Raw genomic sequence first — 19,659 nt, forward strand, 5'->3', positions numbered from 1 at the left:
CGGCACATCACTGCATCGCACGCCCCGTCCCCTCACCCCAACCCCTCTCCCGATGGGAGAGGGGCTAAACCGCAGCAGACGTTACTTCAACGTCCGCTCGAACAACTCATAGATCCGCCGATACTCGTCATACCAGCTGTCCGAACGCGTGAAGCTGTGGCGTTCCAGCGGGTACGGCGCGATTTCCCACTTGTCCTTGCGCAGTTCGATCAGGCGCTGGCTCAGCATCACCGAATCCTTGAAGAACACGTTGTCGTCGATCATGCCGTGCGCGATCAGCAGGTTGTCCTGCAGCTTGTCGGCGAAGTTGATCGGCGAGGAGACCTGGTAGGCCTCCGGATCGAGTTCGGGCGTGTTGAGGATGTTGCTGGTGTACTCGTGGTTGTACTGCGACCAGTCGGCCACCGGGCGCAGCGCGGCGCCGGCCTTGAACGTGCCCGGCGAACGGAACAGCGCCATGAACGTCATGAAGCCGCCGTACGAGCCGCCGTAGATGCCGGCGTGGTCCTTGTCGCCCTGCTTGTTGGCGACCAGCCAGTCCAGGCCGTCCAGGTAATCCTCGAGCTCCGGATGCCCCATCTGGCGATAGATCGCCGTGCGCCAGTCGCGGCCGTAGCCTTCGGACGCGCGGTAGTCCAGATCGAGCACCACGTAGCCCTGCTGCACCAGCAGGTTGTGGAACATCTGCTCGCGGAAGTAGTTCGGATAACGCTCCGACACGTTCTGCAGGTAGCCCGCGCCGTGCACGAACATCACGATCGGATACTTGCGGCCCGGCTCGTAGTTCTTCGGGCCGTAGAACTTGCCCCACACCACGCCCGCGCCATGCTTGCTCGGCACCTGCACGTATTCGGGCTGGATCCACTCGCGGTTCCTGAACTCGGGCTTGCGCGTGTCGGTGAGCTGCGTGGCGTCGCCGCCGGCGGCGTTCACCACCGACAGCTGCGGCGGCATGTAGCTGGCCGAATGGCGCACGAGCACCTTCGAACCATCCGGCGACAACGAGAAGTCCTCCACGCCGTCCAGCGAGGTCACTTCGCGCACGTCGCCGCCGGCGACCGGCACCGCGCACACTTCGTAATCGCCCGGCCACTTGCGGTTGCAGGCGAAGAAGAACGTCGCGCCGTCCGGCGAAAGCGCCGGCGCCGAGACTTCCCACTGGCCGCTGGTGAGCTGGCGTGACCTGCCGCCATCGTTCACGTACAGGTGCGAATGGCCGCTGCGTTCGGACAGGAACCACAGCGCGCCGTCGCGCGTCCAGCCGAAGTCGTTGAAACCCCAGTTGATCCACGCCTTGTCGGTGAGGCGGTCGCGGGTGACGAGCTTCGCGTTCGCCAGGTCGACGCTGGCGATCCAGCGATCCTTGTTGTCGACCGCACGCACCAGCAGCGCGACGTTGCGCGAATCCCCGCTCCAGTGGATCGCCGGGCCCGAGCCGTCGCCGTCGGTTTCGATGCGCACGGCGCGATCGCCCTTCAGCGGTTCCTGCTTGGCGGCCTTGCGCATCGCGGCGAGCGGATCGTCCTTGATGCCGGGCAGCGTGTCGAACTTGAGTTCGGTCGCCTTCGACGCATCGACGTCCACCAGCCACAGCTTGTGCGACAGCGGCGCGTTGCGGCCGACGCGCGTGCGCACGTCCTCGAATTCCTCGTAACCCGATTCGGTCACGTACTTGGGCATCTTGCCGGCCTGGCCTTCCTCGGCGCCCTTGGCGGTGGTGACGACCAGCAGCCACTTGCCGTCGGGCGAGAGCGCGCTGTCGGCGACGACGACATCCGGCCCCAGGTACGTCGGCGCCGGCGCGCGCGTGGGATCGGCGCGACGCCAGGCGTCGCTCTGGTCGCGCGCGGCGTCGCGCAGTTCCTTGTCCTTCCTCAGCGTGGCGATCGTGGCGAGCTGGCGCTCGCGCAGGTCGTCGGCCTTCGGCGGCGCGGCGGGATCCTTCTCGGCCTTCACCACCGCGGCCTGGCTCACGCCGCGGCCGGCGCGCCACTGGTACCAGTCGTTGGCCTGGCGGAAGACGAGGTTGCCGTCGCTGCTCCACTGCGGCGTGGCCTCGTCGGCGTTGGTGCGCGTGACCTGCGTCAGCGCGCCGGTGCGCAGGTCGCGCACGAACACGTCGCCGTTGCGCACGAACGCGGTGCGCGTGCGGGAGGCGTCATGCACGGCGCGCGGAGCGTCGAGATCGGCGCGTGCGGCGCCGTCGAGCACCGTGGCGGCGCCGCCGGCGACGGGCTGCTGGTAGGTGTCGCGGATCGCGGCCCCTTCACGCTTGAGCTGGTACTGAACGCGTTGGCCATCCCAGGCCCACCAGGCCTGTTCGACCGGCGGCCCGATCCAGTCGGGATCGGCCATCGCCTGGGTCAGCGTGACCGGCGTCTGCGCCTGCGCAGTACTGGCCAGCAGCGCACTGTTGAACAACAGGACGGAAAACGCGAGGGAAGTGAGGCGGATGGGACTCGATGGCATGAGGTCGGACCGGCACGGTTGGACAAAACCCCCGCAGCGTATCAGCCCACCGCTGTGCCGGATCGGGCCATGCGTCATGGGTGGGACGTTCTGTCCGAAGACACCCACTGCGACGGCGCGCACACTCTGCGCCCGGCCCCCTTCGATGGAGTGACGCCGTGGACGCCCTGCTGCTTTCGCGCATCCAGTTCGGGTTCGTGATTTCCTTCCACATCCTGTTCCCGGCCTTCACCATCGGCCTGGCGAGCTGGCTGGCGTTCGTCGAATGGCGCTGGCTGCGTACGCGCGACACGCTGTGGCGCGACCTGTATTTCTTCTGGATCAAGATCTTCGCCGTGTCCTTCGGCATGGGCGTGGTGTCGGGCATCGTGATGAGTTTCCAGTTCGGCACGAACTGGGCGACGCTGAGCGAACAGGCCGGCAACATCCTCGGGCCGCTACTGAGCTACGAAGTGCTCACCGCGTTCTTCCTGGAAGCGACGTTCCTGGGCGTGATGCTGTTCGGCTGGGGGCGCGTGAGCGAACGGCTGCATTTCCTGTCGACCGCGATGGTCGCGCTGGGCACGCTGATCTCCACGTTCTGGATCATCTCGGCCAACAGCTGGATGCAGACGCCGCAGGGCTACAGCATCGTCGATGGCGTGTTCCATCCGGACGACTGGTTCGCGATCATCTTCAACCCCTCCTTCCCGGTGCGGCTCGCCCACATGGTGCTCGCCGCGTTCATCACGACATGCTTCGTGATCGGCGGCGTGGGCGCGTCGTACCTGTTGCGCGGCGTGCACGTGGACGCGGGCAAACGCATGCTCAAGGCGGCGGTGCTGTTCGCCTCGATCACGGTGCCGGCGCAGGTCGTCGTCGGCGACCTGCACGGGTTGAACGCGCTGGAACACCAGCCGACCAAGGTCGCCGCGCTGGAAGGCCACTGGGAGAGCGAGCCCGAAGGCCACGGCATGCCGTTCGTGGTGTTCGCCGTGCCGAACGAGCGCGCCGAGCGCAACGACTTCGAGTTCGCGATTCCGCGCGCCGGCAGCATCATCCTCACGCATTCGTGGAGCGGCGAGATCACGCCGCTGAAATCGGTGCCCGCGAGCGAACGCCCGCCGGTGAAGCCGGTGTTCTATGCGTTCCGGGTGATGGTCGGGCTCGGCACGCTGATGCTGGTCCTCGCGCTGTTCTCGCTGTTCCAGTTCTGGCGCGGGCGGTTGTACGAATCGCGCCTGGCGCTGCGCGGCTGGCGCCTGCTGACGCTGGCGGGCTTCGTCTGCATGTTGTCGGGCTGGTACGTCACCGAGATCGGCCGCCAGCCGTACGTGATCTACGGCCTGCTGCGCACCGCCGACGCGGTGAGTCCGACCCTGGCCGCGGCCAGCGTGATGACGTCGCTGATCGTCTACATGGTCGTGTACGCGATCGTGTTCGGCGCCGGCATGTGGTACCTCACGCGCCTGGTGAAGAAGGGCCCGCTGCCGCACGAACCGCCGCAGCACACCGAAGGCGGCGAGAAGACGCCGGCGCGACCGCTGTCCGCCGCGGGCGAGAACCTGGAGGAGGGCGTGTGATGGACATGGCGACCGTGCTTCCGGTGATCTGGTTCGGCGTGATCGGCTTCGGCGTGCTGATGTACGTGGTGCTCGACGGCTTCGTGCTCGGGCTCGGCATCCTCGCGCCGTTCGCGGAAACCGAGCAGCAGCTCGATCACATGATGAACACCGCCGCGCCTATCTGGGACGGCAACGAAACCTGGCTGGTGCTGGGCGGCGCGGGGCTGCTCGCGGCGTTCCCGAAGGCTTACGCGGTGGTGCTCTCGGCGCTGTACCTGCCGGTGCTGCTGATGCTGATCGCGCTGGTGTTCCGCGGCGTCGCCTTCGAATTCCGCTTCAAGGCCAACCGCGCCAAGCCCGCGTGGGGGCTGGCGTTCGCGCTGGGCTCGATGGTGTGCGCGTTCGCGCAGGGCGTGATCCTCGGCGCGCTGGTGGAAGGCATGCCGCTGCAGGGCGGCAAGTACATGGCCGGCGCGTTCGGCTGGTTCAGCCCGTTCTCGATGCTGACCGGCATCGCGGTGCTGTTCGGCTACGCGCTGCTGGGCTCCACGTGGCTGATCCTGAAGACCGAAGGCCGCATGCAGGAGATCGCGCGCGGCCTCACCCGCCCGCTGGTGCTGGTGGTCGTCGCGTTCATGGGACTGGTGAGCGCGTGGCTGCCGTTCCTGGACTCGCGGATCATGGCGCGCTGGTTCGAAGGCGCGAACTTCTGGTGGCTCGCGCCGGTGCCGCTGCTGGCGCTGGCCAACGCCTGGGCGCTGTGGCGCGCGGCGATGCGCCACGGTCGCGACGCCACGCCGTTCGTGCTGACGCTGAGCTTCTTCGCGCTGGGTTTCATCGGGCTGGTGCTGGGCATCTGGCCGCACATCGTGCCGCCGGGCCTGACGATCTGGGATGCGGCCTCGCCGCCGTCGTCGCAGGGCTTCGTGCTGGTCGGCCTGATCATCCTGCTGCCGGCGATCCTGGGCTACACGTACTGGTCCTACAGCGTGTTCAAGGGAAAGGTGGCGGCGGACGCGGGGTATCACTGAATCGGGGTGGGGGATTCGCGATGACGCGGTCGGGCGCCGATTCGCGGACGCCTTCACACGCGCGCTTTACGAAACCCCAATCCCGAATCCCGAATCCCGGCGTTCCGACGTTATGCTGTGGCGAAAATCTCGCCGCGCCGTCCCCCGCGTGCGCACGCCGCCGGAACCGATGCAAGCCTACGTCTACAAGAGCCTCCGCAAGGCCGACACCTACGTTTACCTCGCGCAGCGCGACGAGTTCGCGCGCCTGCCCGAACCGCTCCGCACGCAGCTGGGCACGCTGCAGTTCGTGCTGGAAGTCGCCCTGACCCCCGAGCGCAAGCTGGCCCGCGAAGACGTGGCGGTGGTGCGCGAAAACCTGGTCATGCGCGGTTTCCACCTGCAGTTCCCGCCGTCCGTCGAAGACCCGATGCGGGAGGACTGGGGCACCGATGCCTGAGCCAACGCCTTCCGTCCGCGCGCCCCGCGCCGCATCGCTGCCGTTGCGCGTTGGCGGCCTGCTCGCCGGCGGCATCGTGCTGGGCCTGTTCGCCGGATTCGGCGGCGTGGTCGCGGCCATCGCCGGCACGCTCGCGCAGCCGTTGAACGCACTGGCCGTGCGCGCCTGGCGCGACGGCGGCCTGCCCGAACGCCGCGACGCGCTGCGCGATGCCGGTGCGCTCGCGCTGGTCTGGATCGGCGCCGTCGCGGTGCTCGCCGCGCTGCTCGCCTGGCCGCTGTCGTCGCTGCTCGCGAGCGGATCGCTCGCCGCCGCGCTCGGCGTCAGCGTGGTCGTCGGCGCGGGGCTGCTCGGCCTGTGGCGCCTGTGGCCGCTGTGGCTCGGGCTGGAACGCGACGGTGGACCGCTGCGCGAACATTCGCAGGCGCTGGGTGAGCTCGAACTCGGCGCGTGGCGCGGCCTCGGCGTGGCGGGCATCGTGCTGGTCATCGCCGCCGCCGTGCTGCTGCTGGCGTGGCCGCAATGGCTCGGGAGCGGCGCCCGCTGGGCGCTTGCGGCGGTGCTCGCGTTCGGCGCGCCGGCGCTGCATGCGCTGCTCCAGCAGATCGAGCCGGCCGATCCGCGGCCGGGCTTCGCCTTCGATGCCGACGAGGACGAGGAAGAATCCGATGAGCCGGTCGCGGTCCTCGAAGGCGAACCGCTCGCACCGCTGCTCTACGCCGCCGCGCGCGCCGGACGCGTGGAGCGCGCGCTGGAGCTGATCGAACTCGGCGCCGACGTCACCGCGCCGCCGCCGGCCGACGATCGCGATCAGCGCAGCCTCGCGGTGCTCGCCGCCGTGCTGCCCGACCTGCGCCTGCTGCGCGCGCTGATCGCCAACGGCGTCGACCTCAACGCCAGCCACGCCGGCATGACGCCGCTGCTGGCCGCCACGCGCGACAGCTGGCACGGCCGCCCCGACGCGGTGATGACCCTGCTCGCCAACGGCGCCGACCCGCGCCTGACCGACGCCGAAGGCAACACGCCGCTGCATCACGCCGCGCGCAGTTCCGACCCGGGCGTCGCCGCGCTGCTGCGCGATGCGGCGGCCGAACTCGACCCGCTCAACCGCGATGGCCTTTCCCCGCTCGGCATGGCCTGCGCGGTCGGCAACTGGCGGCTGGCGAAATTCCTGCTGGAACGCGGCGCGCGCCCGGAGCCGGGCGACGGCCAGCCGGCGCTGCTCGCCGCGGCCGGCGGCGAAGAGGACGATCCGGCCGGCGTGGCGCTGCTGCTCAAGCACAAGGCGAAGGTGGACGCGCGCGATCGCCGCGGCCGTACGGCGCTGCACGAGGCGGCGTTCGCCGGGCACCTCGACATCGCCACGACGCTGCTGGGCGCGCACGCCGATCCGTCGATCCGCGACCACGACGGACGCACGCCGTTCCTCGAGGCCGCGCGTGCCGCGCGCGAGGCGCTGATCGACCGCCTGCTCGAACACCTTCCGCGCGCCGGTGCCGACGCGGTGGCCAGCGCCGATGCGCGCGGTCGCACCGCGCTGATCCTGGCGTGCATGGCCGAATCCGCATCGCCTTCGCTGGTGCAGAAGCTGCTCGACCTGGGCAGCGAGGCCGAACACCGCGATGCCGACGGCAAGCGCGCGATCGACCGCGCCGCCGAAGCCGGCCGCTGGTCGCTGGTCGCCGCGCTGGATCGCGCCTATCCGCTGCCGGCCGCGCTCAGCGATGCCGACGACGATGCGCCGCTGCCCGATCGCGCGCCGACCGTGCTCTTGCGCGACGGCCTGCGCGACGGTCGCGCGGAGGAACTCGGCGGCCTCGCGCAGCTGCTCAGCGCTAAGGAACGCGGCGCGTTGCTGCACGATGAGGACGCGATCGGTTCGGCCGAGCGCGTGCGCTGGCTGCTCGCGCAGGGCGCCGATCCGGACGTGCGCGATCCGCAGGGCGACACGCCGGTGCACGCGATGCTCGCGCGCATGCCGGAGGCGGAAACCTCGCTGCGCGCGCTGCTCGAACGTGCGGTGTCGCCGGCGGGTGCCGGCGGGCTGGCGCGCTTCCTCGCGGCCTCGCAGGGCGGCGCGCGCGATTCGGCGACGCTGGAGAACCTCGCGCTCGAGCTGCTCGATCGCGGTGCCGATCCGTTCGCGCGTTCGCCGGCGGGCGATCCGCCGCTGGCACTCGCCGTCCGCCTCGGATGGGCGCGGCTGCTCGATCGCCTGCTCGCGATCGGCGCCGACCTCAACGCGCGCGACAGCCATGGCATGAGCGCGCTGCACCTCGCCGCCGCGCTCGGGCGCGACGGCATGCTCAAGCGCCTGGTCGCGCATGGCGCGGCGCCCGACCTGCTCGCCGCCGACGGCCAGACGCCGCTCGGCGTCGCGCTGTCGTCGGGGCGTCGCGATCTGGCGGACTGGCTCGACTGGCGCGGCTGGCCGCTGCCGCGCCGTCCGCTGCAGGCGCAGGACATTCCGGCCGCGGCGATCGTCGGCGACGCCGATGCGGTGCGTCGCCTGCTCGACCTCGGCCTGCCGGTCGATGCGACCGACACGCAGGGCTGCACCGCGCTGCTGCGCGCGGCCGGCGGCGGGCATCGCGCCGTCGTCGACCTGCTGCTCGCGCGCGGCGCGGATCCGCAGCGCACCGCGAATTCCGGCGCGACGCCGCTTTCGGCCGCGGTGAGCATGCGCCACGCGGACATCGTCGATCGCCTGCTTGCCGCCGGTGCGCCGCTGGAACAGCGCCTGCCGGGCGATCTCACCGTGCTGATGGTCGCGTGCGCGCTGGGCCTCACCGATCTGGCCGCGCGCCTGCTCGCCGCCGGCGCCGACGTGCAGGCCTGCGACGCCCAGGGCCGGCAGGCGCTGCATTGCGCGGCGATGTACGGCTTCAACGCGCGCGAGCGTTCGCGCCTGGTCGCGCTGTTCGACACGCTGCTGCTGGCCGGCGTGGATGCCGACCAGCCGGCGGCGGGCGCGACGCCGTTGCTGCTCCTGCTCGGCGCGCGCGCCGAACCGGGCAGCGATGCCGACGAGGACGTGCTGATCGCCGGCCTGCAACTGTTGATCGACCACGACGCGTCGCTCGATGCGAAGGACCCGCGCGGTTTCGGGCCGCTGCACCTGTCCGCGCTGCACGGCCTGCCGCGCGTGGTGCAGTTCCTGCTGCGCGCCGGCGCCGACCCGGACCTGCGCGACGCGCTCAACCGCACGCCGCGCGAGATCGCGGTCATGCGCGGCTTCATCGACATCGCGGCGGAATTCGCGCCCGCGGCCCCGGGACAGAACCTGTCGATGGCGAGGTTCCTGCGCGAGCCGCGCTAGGTTCCGACGAAACAGCGCTTTTGTAGCCCGGGTAAGCGAAGCGCACCCGGGTTATGCGGAAGCGCCAAGCGAGCCCAAGTGCCGCGACGACGTGACGTCGCTGGGCGAAGTCGTGCCTTCGTCCGGCGCGTTGGCTGCGACCGTTGACGGTCTCGCCCAACAGGCGTGTTCCCCGGGTGCGCTGCGCTTACCCGGGCTACGGGAGCGGCGTCGCCGCGCGACCGGTCACTCTTCCTCGTCGACCGACGCCATGTCCTTGCGCGTCGCATCGGCGATCTCGTTCAGCACGCCGGTACCGCGATCGGCGTCGAACAGTTCTTCCAGTTCGCGCCGGGCATCCTGCGTGGATTGCAGCAGCGCGTCCTCGTCGTCGCGGATCAGGTACTGCGCGTGCAGCAGGCGCAGGTCGTGTTCGCGGAACTGCTCGGCGTGGTCGCGCGCCACGTTCTCGGCGACGCCCAGTTCCACCAGCACCTTCTCGCCCATCTTCAGGCTGCTGTAGAACGTCTCGCGGATCGCGCGCGCGCCCAGGTCCATCAGTTCCCACGTGTGGCGGCGATCGCGCGCACGGGCGAACACCGTCGCGTTCGGATACAGCCGCCGGATCGTCTCCACCGTGCGCAGGCTTTCCTCCATGCTGTCGATGGCGATGACGAACACCTTCACCTGGTCCGCGCCGGCCGATCGCAGCAGCTCGGGCTTGGCCGGGTCGCCGTAGTAGACCGGGTTGCCGAAGCGGCGAACGAAGTCGACCTGGTCGGCGCTGTGCTCGATCGCGATGAAACGCGTGTGCTGCGCCACCAGCAGGCGCGCGACGATCTGCCCGAAGCGGCCGAAGCCGGCGATCAGCACTTCGGGCTGGTCGTTGGGAATCGAATCGAACGCGCGCTCCTGCGCGCGCGGCGCGGCCGAGATCGCGCGCGCCATCGCGATCACCAGCAGCGGCGTGAGCGCCATCGAGATGCCGACCGCGGCGACGAGGCGGTCGCGCGTGGGATCGTCGATCAGCGCCGCCTTCACCGCTTCGTTGAACACCACGAAGGCGAACTCGCCGCCCAGCGCGAGCACGGCGCCCAGGCGCAGCGATTCGCGCGTGTTCAGGCCACCGGGGAATTGGCCGACGAAATACAGGATCGAGAACTTCACCAGCAACAGCGCGAGCGCCAGCCCGGTGATGAGCAGCGGCTCGGACAGCACGCGGTTGAGGTCGATGCTCATGCCCACGGCCATGAAGAACAGGCCGAGCAGCAGGCCCTTGAACGGGTCGATCTGCGCTTCGAGTTCGTGGCGGAATTCCGAGTCGGCCAGCAGCACGCCGGCGAGGAACGCGCCCAGGCCCGCCGACAGCCCCGCGCCCTGCATGATCCACGCGGTGCCGAGCACGACGAGGAGCGCGGCGCCGGTGAACACTTCCGGCATCTGCGCGCGCGCCACGATGCGGAACACCTGGCGCAGGATGAAGCGCCCGCCGATGACGACGGCGGCAATCGCGCCCAGCGCCCGGGCCACTTCGGCCCAGCCCAACTGCGTGTCGGCCGCGGCGGCGCGGCCGAGCAGGGGAATCGCGGCCAGCAGCGGGATCGCCGCGAGATCCTGGAACAGCAGGATCGCGAAGGACAGGCGGCCGTGATCGGTGGTCATCGCCTTGCGTTCGGACAGCAGCTGCAGGCCGATCGCGGTGGACGAGAACGCCAGGCCCATGCCGATCACCAGCGCCGGCTTCCACGACGCGCCGGCGACCATCGCCGCGCCGCCGATGGCGAGCGCGCTCAGCGCGACCTGCGCGCCGCCCGCGCCGAAGATCGGCTTGCGCATCACCCTCAGGCGCGACGGCGAGAGCTCCAGTCCGATCACGAACAGCAGCATCACCACGCCGATTTCCGACGCGGCCAGCACCGGCTCCGCGTTGGCGACGAACCGCAGCCCGTACGGCCCGAGCGTCACGCCCGCGGCCAGGTACCCCAGCACCGCGCCCAGCCCGAAACGCCGGAACACCGGCACCGCGATGACCGCGGCCAGCAGGAATACCAGTGCCAGTTCCAGACCGCCGCCGTGCATGATCGCCTCCGTGTGTGGGAATTATGCCCGTGCTCAGCGCTGCGCGCGGTGGTGGTCGGGTTGGGTTAGGCTGGCTGCGGCGTCACGAAGACGCAGGGAAAGGGGTAGGGACGCAATGAACAAGATGGCGTGGGGATGGATGCTGGCGTGGGCACTTCTGTCGGGAAACGGCGTCGCGGAAGCGGCCAATACCCGGGGCGAGGTTCGCAAGCAGGTCGAAGCCAGCGTGCTGGTGCAGGGGGCGATCGACATCGAACCCGACGGCCGCGTGGCCGGTTACCAGATCGACCAGCAGAAGGCGTTGACCCCGGCCATGGTCGCGGCGATCGACCCGATCATTCGCGCGTGGCGCTTCGAACCGGTGCTGGTCGACGGCAAGGCGGTCCGGGCTCGTTCACCTATGGGGCTGCGATTGGTGGCCCGCCCCGATGGCGACCACTTCAAGCTACGAATCGCCGGCGTGAATTTCGGGCGAACAGCCGAAGACAACGACGAGTCGCCGAGCGCGCGAGGCAAGCTCGAACGGCCGGCCTACCCCACCGAGGCGGTCTACGATGGCGTCGGCGGCGTGGTGTACCTGGTGGTACGTATCGGACGCGACGGCACGGTCGAGGACGTCATCGCAGAGCAGGTGAACCTGCGGGCGGTTGGCACTGAACTGGAAATGGAACGTTACCGCAAGCTTCTGACTGCCGCGGCCATGAAGGTCGCGCGCCGCTGGCGGTTCAACTATCCCACGCGCGGCGAGGATGCCGACAAGCCGTTCATATCGGCGCGCGTGCCAGTGGATTTCATCCATTCGGCGCGACCCGAGGAGAAGGTCGGCGAGTGGATCGCATACGTGCCGGGGCCGCGTCAGTCGGTTCCGTGGCGCAACTGGGATGCGGCCATGCAGGCCCCCGATGCGATCGCCGTCGGGGGGATTTACCCGGATCGTCCCACCGGGCCGAAACTGCTGAGTGGTCTGGACGGCTGATGGCCGATTCCGCATCGCCATGAAAAACGCCCCGCAATGCGGGGCGTTTTTCTTGTACTGCTTCGACGGACCTCAACGCTTCATCGAACTGAAGAACTCGTCGTTCGACTTGGTCGTCTTCATCTTGTCCAGCAGGAACTCCATCGCGCCGATCTCGTCCATGCCGTGCAGCAGCTTGCGCAGGATCCAGATCTTCTGCAGCAGCTCCGGCTCGATCAGCAGGTCTTCGCGACGCGTGCCGGAGCGGTTGATGTTGATGGCCGGATAGACGCGCTTCTCGGCGATGCGGCGGTCCAGGTGCACTTCGGAGTTGCCGGTGCCCTTGAACTCTTCGTAGATCACCTCGTCCATCTTGCTGCCGGTGTCGATCAGCGCGGTGGCGATGATGGTCAGCGAACCGCCTTCCTCCACGTTACGTGCGGCGCCGAAGAAGCGCTTCGGGCGATGCAGCGCGTTCGCGTCGACACCGCCGGTGAGCACCTTGCCCGAGGACGGCACGACGTTGTTGTACGCGCGCGCCAGTCGGGTGATGGAGTCGAGCAGGATCACGACGTCCTTCTTGTGCTCGACCAGGCGCTTGGCGCGCTCGATCACCATCTCGGCGACCTGCACGTGGCGGCCGGCCGGTTCGTCGAAGGTGGAAGAAACCACTTCGCCGCGCACGGTGCGCTGCATTTCGGTCACTTCTTCCGGGCGCTCGTCGACGAGCAGCACGATCAGGTGGACGTCCGGATGGTTGCTGGTGATGGCCGTGGCCACCTGCTGCATCATCATCGTCTTGCCCGCCTTGGGCGGCGAGACGATCAGCGCGCGCTGGCCTTTGCCCTGCGGCGCCATGAGGTCGAGGATGCGGCCGGTGATGTCCTCGGTCGAACCGTCGCCGCGCTCCAGGCGGAAGCGCTTGCGCGGGAACAGCGGGGTCAGGTTCTCGAACAGGACCTTGTTCTTCGACGCTTCCAGCGGCTCGCCGTTGATCGTGTCGACCACGGCCAGGGCGAAGTAACGCTCGCCATCCTTCGGCCAGCGGATGCGGCCGGACAGGTGGTCGCCGGTGCGCAGGTTGAAGCGGCGGATCTGGCTGGGCGAGATGTACACGTCGTCCGGGCCGGCCAGGTAGCTGGCCTCGGCGGCGCGCAGGAAGCCGAAGCCGTCCGGCAGGATTTCCAGCACGCCGTCGGCGGCCACGCCTTCGCCGTGGCGGGTCAGCACCTTGAGCAGGGCGAAGATCACGTCCTGCTTGCGCGCGCGGGCGACGCCGTCGGTGATGTTCAGCTGCTCGGCGATCTCCAGCAGCTTCGGCGTGGGCATGCGCTTGAGGTCGCCCAGCGAGTACTGCGGGAAGCCTTCGGGCACCTGCGGATGCGGGCGCGGAACGAACTGTTCGCCGTTGCCGCCGTCGTCCTGCATGCCGCCGTTCTGGTCGCGGTAGCGTTCGCGCTGGCGCTCGCGGCGGTTGCGGAAACGGTCGCGACGATTGCCGCGGTTGCCGCCTTCGAAATCGCGGCCTTCGCGCGACTGGCCGCCTTCGCCGCCGTGGGCGGAGGCGCCTTCGGCGCGGGACTCGGACGGCGCGGCGGCTTCGGCGGCCGGAGCCGGGGCTTCGGCGCGCGGCGCGGGCGCTTCGCTGGGGGCGGACTCGGTGGAGACGGCGGACGGCGCGTTGTCGGCGGCCTTGCTCACGCGCGCCTTGCGCACGCGCTTCTCGGCGACTTCGCCGGCGTCAGGGGTGTTATCGGACAAGCAGGGAATCCTCGCTAAGCGGCGAGCGCTCGCAGAGGGCGAGCGGAACGTCAGGGACGATGGTTTCGAAAGTGGGGTGCGGCGCGAGACGGGTCCGTACGGGCTACGTCGCGGAAGGTCAGGAACGCCGGGTGGAATGAAACTAGCACTGCCTTCGCGCGGCGGCAAGCGCCGGGACAGGAGGCGTTCACGTCTGCCGGGGTGGGCAGGAAAGCCTGAAGCAACAGGCGGTTGGGCGGTCGCAGTCCCGCCCTTGCCCTCTCCCTCGCCGGGAGAGGGCCGGTGCAGCGGAAGGCGTCAGATCGCCTTGTCGATCATCTGGCTCAGCTGGGCCTTGCCGACGGCGCCGATCTGGGTCGCCTGGACCTGGCCGTTCTTGAACAGCAGCAGCATCGGGATCGAGCGCACGTGGTACTTCATCGCCGTGGCGCGGTTGTGGTCCACGTTGACCTTGGCGATCTTGACCTTGCCGTCGTAGGCCTGGGCGAGCTCGTCCAGGGCCGGTGCGATCATCTTGCACGGGCCGCACCATTCGGCCCAGAAATCGACCAGCACCGGTTCGGACGACTGCAGCACGGCGGCGTCGAAGTCGGCATCGCCAACGTGCAAAATTTTCTCGCTCACGGGACTCTCCTGCGGGTGGGGCATGACGGCCGGCCCTGGGCCGGCCTTCGGGCGGTTGATCGGCCCGGCTTGCCCGACGGGCGTGCCGGATCGGTCGTTACGGTAAACTGGGGCGTTTCGCGGGGACTTCAAGCCCGGACCAGCGGTCCGATCCGGCCGGTTCCCGACCCCTTTCCGAGCCGGCGCCCGAGCGGGCCCGGCCCCGGCAGTCTGCGATGCGGACGCCACCCACGCAAGCGCGCCAACGCAACATTGCATGCCGCAACTGCACGGCGCGCGCGGACTTCCAAGCTGATGAGCGACAAGCCTCTAACCGACGTTTCCTTTTCCTCGTTCGACCTGCATCCGAGCCTGCTGGCCGGGCTCGAAGCCGCCGGCTTCACCCGCTGCACGCCGATCCAGGCGCTGACGCTTCCCATCGCGTTGCAGGGCCGCGACGTCGCCGGCCAGGCGCAGACCGGCACCGGCAAGACGCTGGCCTTCCTGGTCGCGGTGATGAACCGCCTGCTGACGCGTCCGGCGCTGGCCGAGCGCAAGCCGGAAGACCCGCGCGCGCTGATCCTGGCGCCGACGCGCGAACTCGCCATCCAGATCCACAAGGACGCGGTGAAGTTCGGTTCCGACCTCGGCCTGAAGTTCGCCCTGGTCTACGGCGGCGTCGACTACGACAAGCAGCGCGAGCTGCTGCAGAAGGGCGCCGACATCATCATCGCCACGCCCGGCCGCCTGATCGACTACGTCAAGCAGCACAAGGTCGTGTCGCTGCACGCCTGCGAGATGTGCGTGCTGGACGAAGCCGACCGCATGTTCGACCTGGGCTTCATCAAGGACATCCGCTTCCTGCTGCGCCGCATGCCGATCCGCACCGAGCGCCAGACGCTGCTGTTCAGCGCGACGCTCAGCCACCGCGTGCTGGAGCTGGCGTACGAGCACATGAACGAGCCGGAGAAGCTCGTCGTCGAGGCCGAGACCGTCACCGCGGCGCGCGTGCGCCAGAAGGTGTTCTTCCCGGCCGACGACGAGAAGATCCCGCTGCTGCTGGGCCTGCTCTCGCGCAGCGAAGGCGCGCGGACGATGGTGTTCGTCAACACCAAGGCGTTCGTCGAACGCGTCGCGCGCGCGCTGGAGAAGGGCGGTTACCGCGTCGGCGTGCTGTCCGGCGACGTGCCGCAGAAGAAGCGCGAGACGCTGCTCAACCGCTTCCAGAAGGGCCAGCTGGAAATCCTCGTCGCCACCGACGTGGCCGCGCGCGGCCTGCACATCGACGGCGTCTCGCACGTCTACAACTACGACCTGCCGTTCGATGCGGAGGACTACGTCCATCGCATCGGCCGCACGGCGCGCCTGGGCGCGGAAGGCGACGCGATCAGCTTCGCCTGCGAGCGCTACGCGATGTCGCTGCCGGACATCGAGGCCTACATCGAGCAGAAGCTGCCGGTGGCGGCGGTCGAGGCCGACCTGCTGGTCGCCATCCCGCGCCCGCCGCGCGAAGTGCCGGAAGGCGCCGAAGGCGAGGGCGAGAACGAAAGCATCGGTTCGATCTTCAAGGAAGCGCGCGAGCAGCGCGCGGCCGATGAAGAACGCCGCGGCGGTGGCCGCAGCCGTGGCGGCAAGCCGGGCGGTGGTCGCAGCGAGGGCCGTCGTGAAGGCGGGCGTCGTGAAGGTGGTCGCGGCGAAAGCCGCGATGGCGCGCCGCGTGGCGAGCGCAAGCCGCGTCCACAGCCGGTGGTCGATGCCGCCGCGCAGGCGCACCAGGCCGTCGAGGCGGCGACGCCGCCGACGGGCGACACCGAACGCGCCCCGCGCAAGCGCCGTCGCCGTCGTGGCGGTCGTCGCATCGAAGGCGCCGACGTCGCCACGCAGGCCGCCGCGCCCGCGCAGACCGGACCGAAGTCGCCGACCCAGGTCCATGCGCAGAAGGCCGCCGGCAAGCCGGCCGCGAAGGACGGCGACAAGCTCGGCCTGCTGCATCGCATCGGCCGTGGCCTGAAGTCGCTGATCTCGCGTTCGCCGCGCAGCCAGCACTAAGGAACCCCCCAGGCGCCGTTCCATGCGAGCGGCCCGGCTCTGATGATCGCGTCCGTCGCGAACCGCGTCGCGGTTTGCGCGCCGCGGTCGATTTCGCCCTAGCCAGCGCCGCCCGTGCCGCCGATACTGGGCGGCACGTGTGTGTTCACCGGTGAGCGATGAGCGTCCTGCGCTTCGACAACGTCAGCAAGCGGTACGACGGCGGCCATGACGCGCTGAGCGAAGTGAGCTTCGACGTCGCGCAGGGCGAAATGCTGTTCGTCACCGGCCATTCCGGCGCCGGCAAGAGCACGCTGCTCAAGCTGATCCACCTGTCCGAACGTCCCAGCCGCGGCACCGTCGTGTTCGGCGACCGCAACCTGCTGAAGGTGCGTGGCCGCCGCATCGCGCTGCATCGCCGCGACGTCGGCGTCGTGTTCCAGGATCACCGCCTGCTCGGCGATCGCAGCGTCGCCGACAACGTCGCGCTGCCGCTGATCCTGCGCGGCATGCGTCGTGGCGACATCGGCAAGCGCGTGCGCGCGGTGCTCGACAAGGTGTCGCTGGGCGCCCGCGCCAACGCGTTGCCATCGCAACTGTCTGCCGGCGAGCAGCAGCGCGTCGGCATCGCCCGCGCGATCGTCGGCGAACCGCGCCTGCTGGTCGCCGACGAACCGACCGGCAACCTCGATCCCACGCTGTCGGCCGAGATCATGGCGCTGTTCGAATCGCTGCCGGAACTCGGCACCAGCGTGCTGGTCGCCAGCCACGACCTCGCGCTGGTCAAGCGCATGAAGAAGCGCGTGCTGGTGCTCAACCAGGGTCGCCTGGTCGACGACATTTCGCCGGAGGACCTGGCCCAGTGAGCGCGCCGACCGCCAATGCATCGACCCGTCCGTCGCGCCCGGATTCGGGCGCGCGTTCCCGGCTTGCCACGTGGTTCGACCACCACGTCTACAGCCTCGTCGCCAGCGTCGGCCGCATGCTGCGCAAGCCGTGGGCGACCGCGCTCACCATCGGCGTGATGGCGGTGGCGATCACCTTGCCGCTCGGTTTGTGGGCGGCGCTGGGCAACGTCGAACGCTTTACCGGCACCGTGGAGCAGTCGCGGCAGATCAGCCTGTTCCTCAAGCCCCAGATCACGCTCGACCGCGCCCGCGCGCTGGCCGACCAGCTGCGCGGCCGTGGCGACATCGCCACCTTGGACCTGCGCACGCCCGAGCAGGGCATGGAAGAACTGCGCCGCAGCAGCGGCCTCGCGGAGGCGATCACCGCGGTGGAAGGCAATCCGCTGCCGAGCGTGCTGATCGTGACGCCGAAGGGCGACGAGACGATGCTCGCCGATTCGCTGCGCACGCTGCCCGAAGTCGACGTCGTCCAGCACGACGCCGCGTGGCGCCAGCGCCTGGACCAGTGGCTGCGCTTCGGCGTGCGCCTGGCGTGGGTGCTGGCGCTGCTGCTCGGCCTGGGCGCGCTGCTGGTGGTCGGCAACACGGTGCGGCTGGACATCCAGTCGCGCCGCGAGGAAATCGCCGTGCTGCAGCAGCTCGGCGCCACCGACGGCTTCATCCGCCGGCCGTTCCTGTACCTCGGCCTGAGCTACGGCCTGGTCGCCGGCGTGCTCGCGCTGGCGCTGCTCACCGCCGCCGACCACGCGCTGCGCGAGCCGCTCGCCGCGCTCGCGCAGAGTTACGGAAGCCGCTTCGCGCTGCGTGGTTTCGATCTGGTCGACGCGATTGCGATCGTGATCGGCGCCGGCCTGCTCGGCTGGATCGGTGCCGGCCTGGTGACCGGCCACTACCTGCGCCAGACGCGACCGACGACATGAGCCAGGACCTCCGCCATCTCGCCAGCGCCGCGCCCCGGATCATGGTGGTCGACGGCTCCAGGCTGGTGCGCAAGCTGATCGGCGACGTGCTCGCGCGCGAACTCACCGACGCGGTCGTCGTGCCCTGCGCCGACATCGCCGAGGCGCGCGCGGCGCTCGCGAACGGCGCGGTCGACCTGGTGACGACCTCGCTCGTGCTGCCCGACGGCGACGGCATCGCGCTGGCGCGCGCCGTGCGCGAATCGGCGGGGCAGGCGTACGTGCCGATCATCGTCGTCTCCGGCGATGCGCAGTCGCACCTGGAATCGCGCCGCTTCACCGAAGACGTCACCGACTACTTCGACAAATCGCTCGGCCACACCGCGCTGGCGGCGTTCATCCGCGGCTACGTGCAGCCGCAGCCGATCCCGGGCGCGCGCGTGCTCTACGTCGAGGACAGCAAGGTCGTCGCCCTGGCGACCAAGCGCATGCTCGAACGCCACGGCCTGACCGTGCTGCACTTCGTCGGCGTGGAAGAGGCGCTGGACTACCTGGAAACGCACCGTGGACAGGACGACATCGGCTGCGATCTCGTGCTGACCGACGTCTACCTGAAGGGCGCACTGGGCGGCAACGACCTGCTCGCCCGCCTGCGCGAGGACTACGGCCACGGCAAGCGTCGCCTGCCGGTGCTGGTGATGACCGGCGACGGCAACGCCGACAACCAGAGCGCACTGATCCGCGCGGGCGCGAACGATCTGGTGCTCAAGCCGATCGAGGAACGCCTGCTGGTGACGAAGACGCTGTTCCAGCTGCGCCTGGCGCGACTGCCGGAGCAGGCGGCGCTGGACGCATGAACGAGGCGGCGGACAGCAGCCACGACCGCGTCCGGCTGGACCCGTCGTGGAAGGCGAGGATCGGAGACTACCTGCAGCGGCCGGACATGCGGGAGCTCGCGTCCTTCCTGCGCGAACGCAAGGCGGCCGGCGCGCGGATCTTCCCGCCGGGACCGGACATCTTCGCGGCCTTCGACGCGACGCCGCTCGACGAGGTCAAGGTCGTCATCCTCGGCCAGGACCCGTACCACGGCATCGGCCAGGCGCACGGCCTGTGTTTCTCGGTGCAGCCCGGCGTAGCGGTGCCGCCGTCGCTGGACAACATCTTCAAGGAGATCCAGCGCGACCTCGGCCTCCCGCGGCCGGACCACGGCTGCCTGCTGCCGTGGGCGCGGCAGGGCGTGCTGATGCTCAACGCCGTGCTGACGGTGGAGGAAGGCCGGGCCGGGGCCCACCAGGGCAAGGGCTGGGAAGGCTTCACCGACCACGTGGTCGACGTGCTCAACCGCGAGCGCGAGGGCCTGGTGTTCATGCTCTGGGGCAGCTACGCGCAGGCGAAGGGCAAGGTCATCGACCCGCGCCGCCACAAGGTGCTGAAGGCGCCGCATCCCTCCCCGCTTTCGGCGCATCGGGGCTTCATCGGCTCGGGCCATTTCTCGGCCGCCAACGAGTACCTCGCCCGCCATGGCAAGACGCCGATCGACTGGTCGCTCCCTGGCCGGGCCGCGCTGCCGGTCTGAACGCGGGCTGGGCGGGCTCATCGGGGCCCGGGCGGCCCGGCGTTCGTTCGCGTGAACTTTCCGGCCCCG

Annotated in this window: 14 protein-coding genes; 10 read left to right on the forward strand and 4 right to left on the reverse strand. The window is 69.8% G+C overall.

The window, feature by feature from the left end; all coding sequences use genetic code 11:
• Window positions 1-81: 81 nt before the first annotated feature.
• Window positions 82-2,469: a S9 family peptidase gene (locus AC3ANK_RS00800; RefSeq protein WP_484171851.1), complete on the reverse strand. Its 2,388-nt coding sequence runs from the start codon at window positions 2,467-2,469 to the stop codon at window positions 82-84.
• A 158-nt stretch (window positions 2,470-2,627) separates the two neighbouring features.
• Here AC3ANK_RS00800 and AC3ANK_RS00805 point away from each other — a divergent pair, with 158 nt between their 5' ends.
• The 4 genes from AC3ANK_RS00805 to AC3ANK_RS00820 all read left to right on the forward strand — a co-directional run bounded on the left by AC3ANK_RS00805 (window position 2,628) and on the right by AC3ANK_RS00820 (window position 8,802).
• A complete protein-coding gene (locus tag AC3ANK_RS00805) occupies window positions 2,628-4,031 on the forward strand; it encodes a cytochrome ubiquinol oxidase subunit I (protein ID WP_206862533.1) in 1,404 nt (467 codons plus the stop codon).
• Window positions 4,031-5,044: a cytochrome d ubiquinol oxidase subunit II gene (cydB, locus tag AC3ANK_RS00810; protein WP_206862532.1), complete on the forward strand. Its 1,014-nt coding sequence runs from the start codon at window positions 4,031-4,033 to the stop codon at window positions 5,042-5,044. The genes AC3ANK_RS00805 and cydB overlap by 1 nt, the downstream gene beginning before the upstream one ends.
• Window positions 5,045-5,213: 169 nt before the next feature.
• Window positions 5,214-5,483: a YcgL domain-containing protein gene (locus AC3ANK_RS00815; protein WP_206862531.1), complete on the forward strand. Its 270-nt coding sequence runs from the start codon at window positions 5,214-5,216 to the stop codon at window positions 5,481-5,483.
• Window positions 5,476-8,802 (forward strand): ankyrin repeat domain-containing protein, encoded by a 3,327-nt coding sequence (locus AC3ANK_RS00820; RefSeq protein WP_484171852.1) that lies wholly within the window; start codon window positions 5,476-5,478, stop codon window positions 8,800-8,802. The genes AC3ANK_RS00815 and AC3ANK_RS00820 overlap by 8 nt, the downstream gene beginning before the upstream one ends.
• A gap of 225 nt (window positions 8,803-9,027) precedes the next feature.
• Here AC3ANK_RS00820 and AC3ANK_RS00825 read toward each other — a convergent pair whose 3' ends face one another.
• A complete protein-coding gene (locus tag AC3ANK_RS00825) occupies window positions 9,028-10,860 on the reverse strand; it encodes a monovalent cation:proton antiporter-2 (CPA2) family protein (RefSeq protein WP_206862529.1) in 1,833 nt (610 codons plus the stop codon).
• Between the two features lie 115 nt (window positions 10,861-10,975).
• Here AC3ANK_RS00825 and AC3ANK_RS00830 point away from each other — a divergent pair, with 115 nt between their 5' ends.
• Entirely contained in the window at window positions 10,976-11,836 is an 861-nt protein-coding gene (locus AC3ANK_RS00830; RefSeq protein ID WP_484171853.1) for an energy transducer TonB, read from the forward strand.
• 72 nt (window positions 11,837-11,908) lie between these two features.
• On the opposite strand, the gene rho is transcribed toward AC3ANK_RS00830, so the two are convergent.
• Together rho and trxA are read right to left on the reverse strand one after the other, a co-directional pair.
• Window positions 11,909-13,576: a transcription termination factor Rho gene (gene rho, locus AC3ANK_RS00835; protein WP_206862527.1), complete on the reverse strand. Its 1,668-nt coding sequence runs from the start codon at window positions 13,574-13,576 to the stop codon at window positions 11,909-11,911.
• A 297-nt stretch (window positions 13,577-13,873) separates the two neighbouring features.
• Window positions 13,874-14,200 (reverse strand): thioredoxin TrxA, encoded by a 327-nt coding sequence (gene trxA, locus AC3ANK_RS00840; RefSeq protein WP_206862526.1) that lies wholly within the window; start codon window positions 14,198-14,200, stop codon window positions 13,874-13,876.
• Window positions 14,201-14,494: 294 nt separating this feature from the next.
• Between trxA and rhlB the strand changes: the two genes are divergently transcribed.
• The 5 genes from rhlB to ung all read left to right on the forward strand — a co-directional run bounded on the left by rhlB (window position 14,495) and on the right by ung (window position 19,590).
• Window positions 14,495-16,228, forward strand: coding sequence for an ATP-dependent RNA helicase RhlB (gene rhlB, locus AC3ANK_RS00845; RefSeq protein ID WP_484171854.1), 1,734 nt, complete (start codon window positions 14,495-14,497; stop codon window positions 16,226-16,228).
• A 158-nt stretch (window positions 16,229-16,386) separates the two neighbouring features.
• Window positions 16,387-17,073, forward strand: coding sequence for a cell division ATP-binding protein FtsE (gene ftsE / locus AC3ANK_RS00850; RefSeq protein ID WP_206862524.1), 687 nt, complete (start codon window positions 16,387-16,389; stop codon window positions 17,071-17,073).
• Window positions 17,070-18,035, forward strand: coding sequence for a permease-like cell division protein FtsX (gene ftsX / locus AC3ANK_RS00855; RefSeq protein ID WP_206862523.1), 966 nt, complete (start codon window positions 17,070-17,072; stop codon window positions 18,033-18,035). The genes ftsE and ftsX overlap by 4 nt, the downstream gene beginning before the upstream one ends.
• Complete coding sequence (locus AC3ANK_RS00860; protein WP_484171855.1) at window positions 18,032-18,871, forward strand: response regulator; 840 nt, start codon at window positions 18,032-18,034, stop codon at window positions 18,869-18,871. Before ftsX ends, AC3ANK_RS00860 begins: the two co-directional genes overlap by 4 nt.
• Window positions 18,868-19,590: a uracil-DNA glycosylase gene (ung, locus tag AC3ANK_RS00865; protein WP_484171856.1), complete on the forward strand. Its 723-nt coding sequence runs from the start codon at window positions 18,868-18,870 to the stop codon at window positions 19,588-19,590. Before AC3ANK_RS00860 ends, ung begins: the two co-directional genes overlap by 4 nt.
• The last annotated feature ends 69 nt before the right edge of the window (window positions 19,591-19,659 follow it).

The sequence above is a fragment of the Lysobacter sp. SCRH-1R genome (assembly GCF_057747855.1).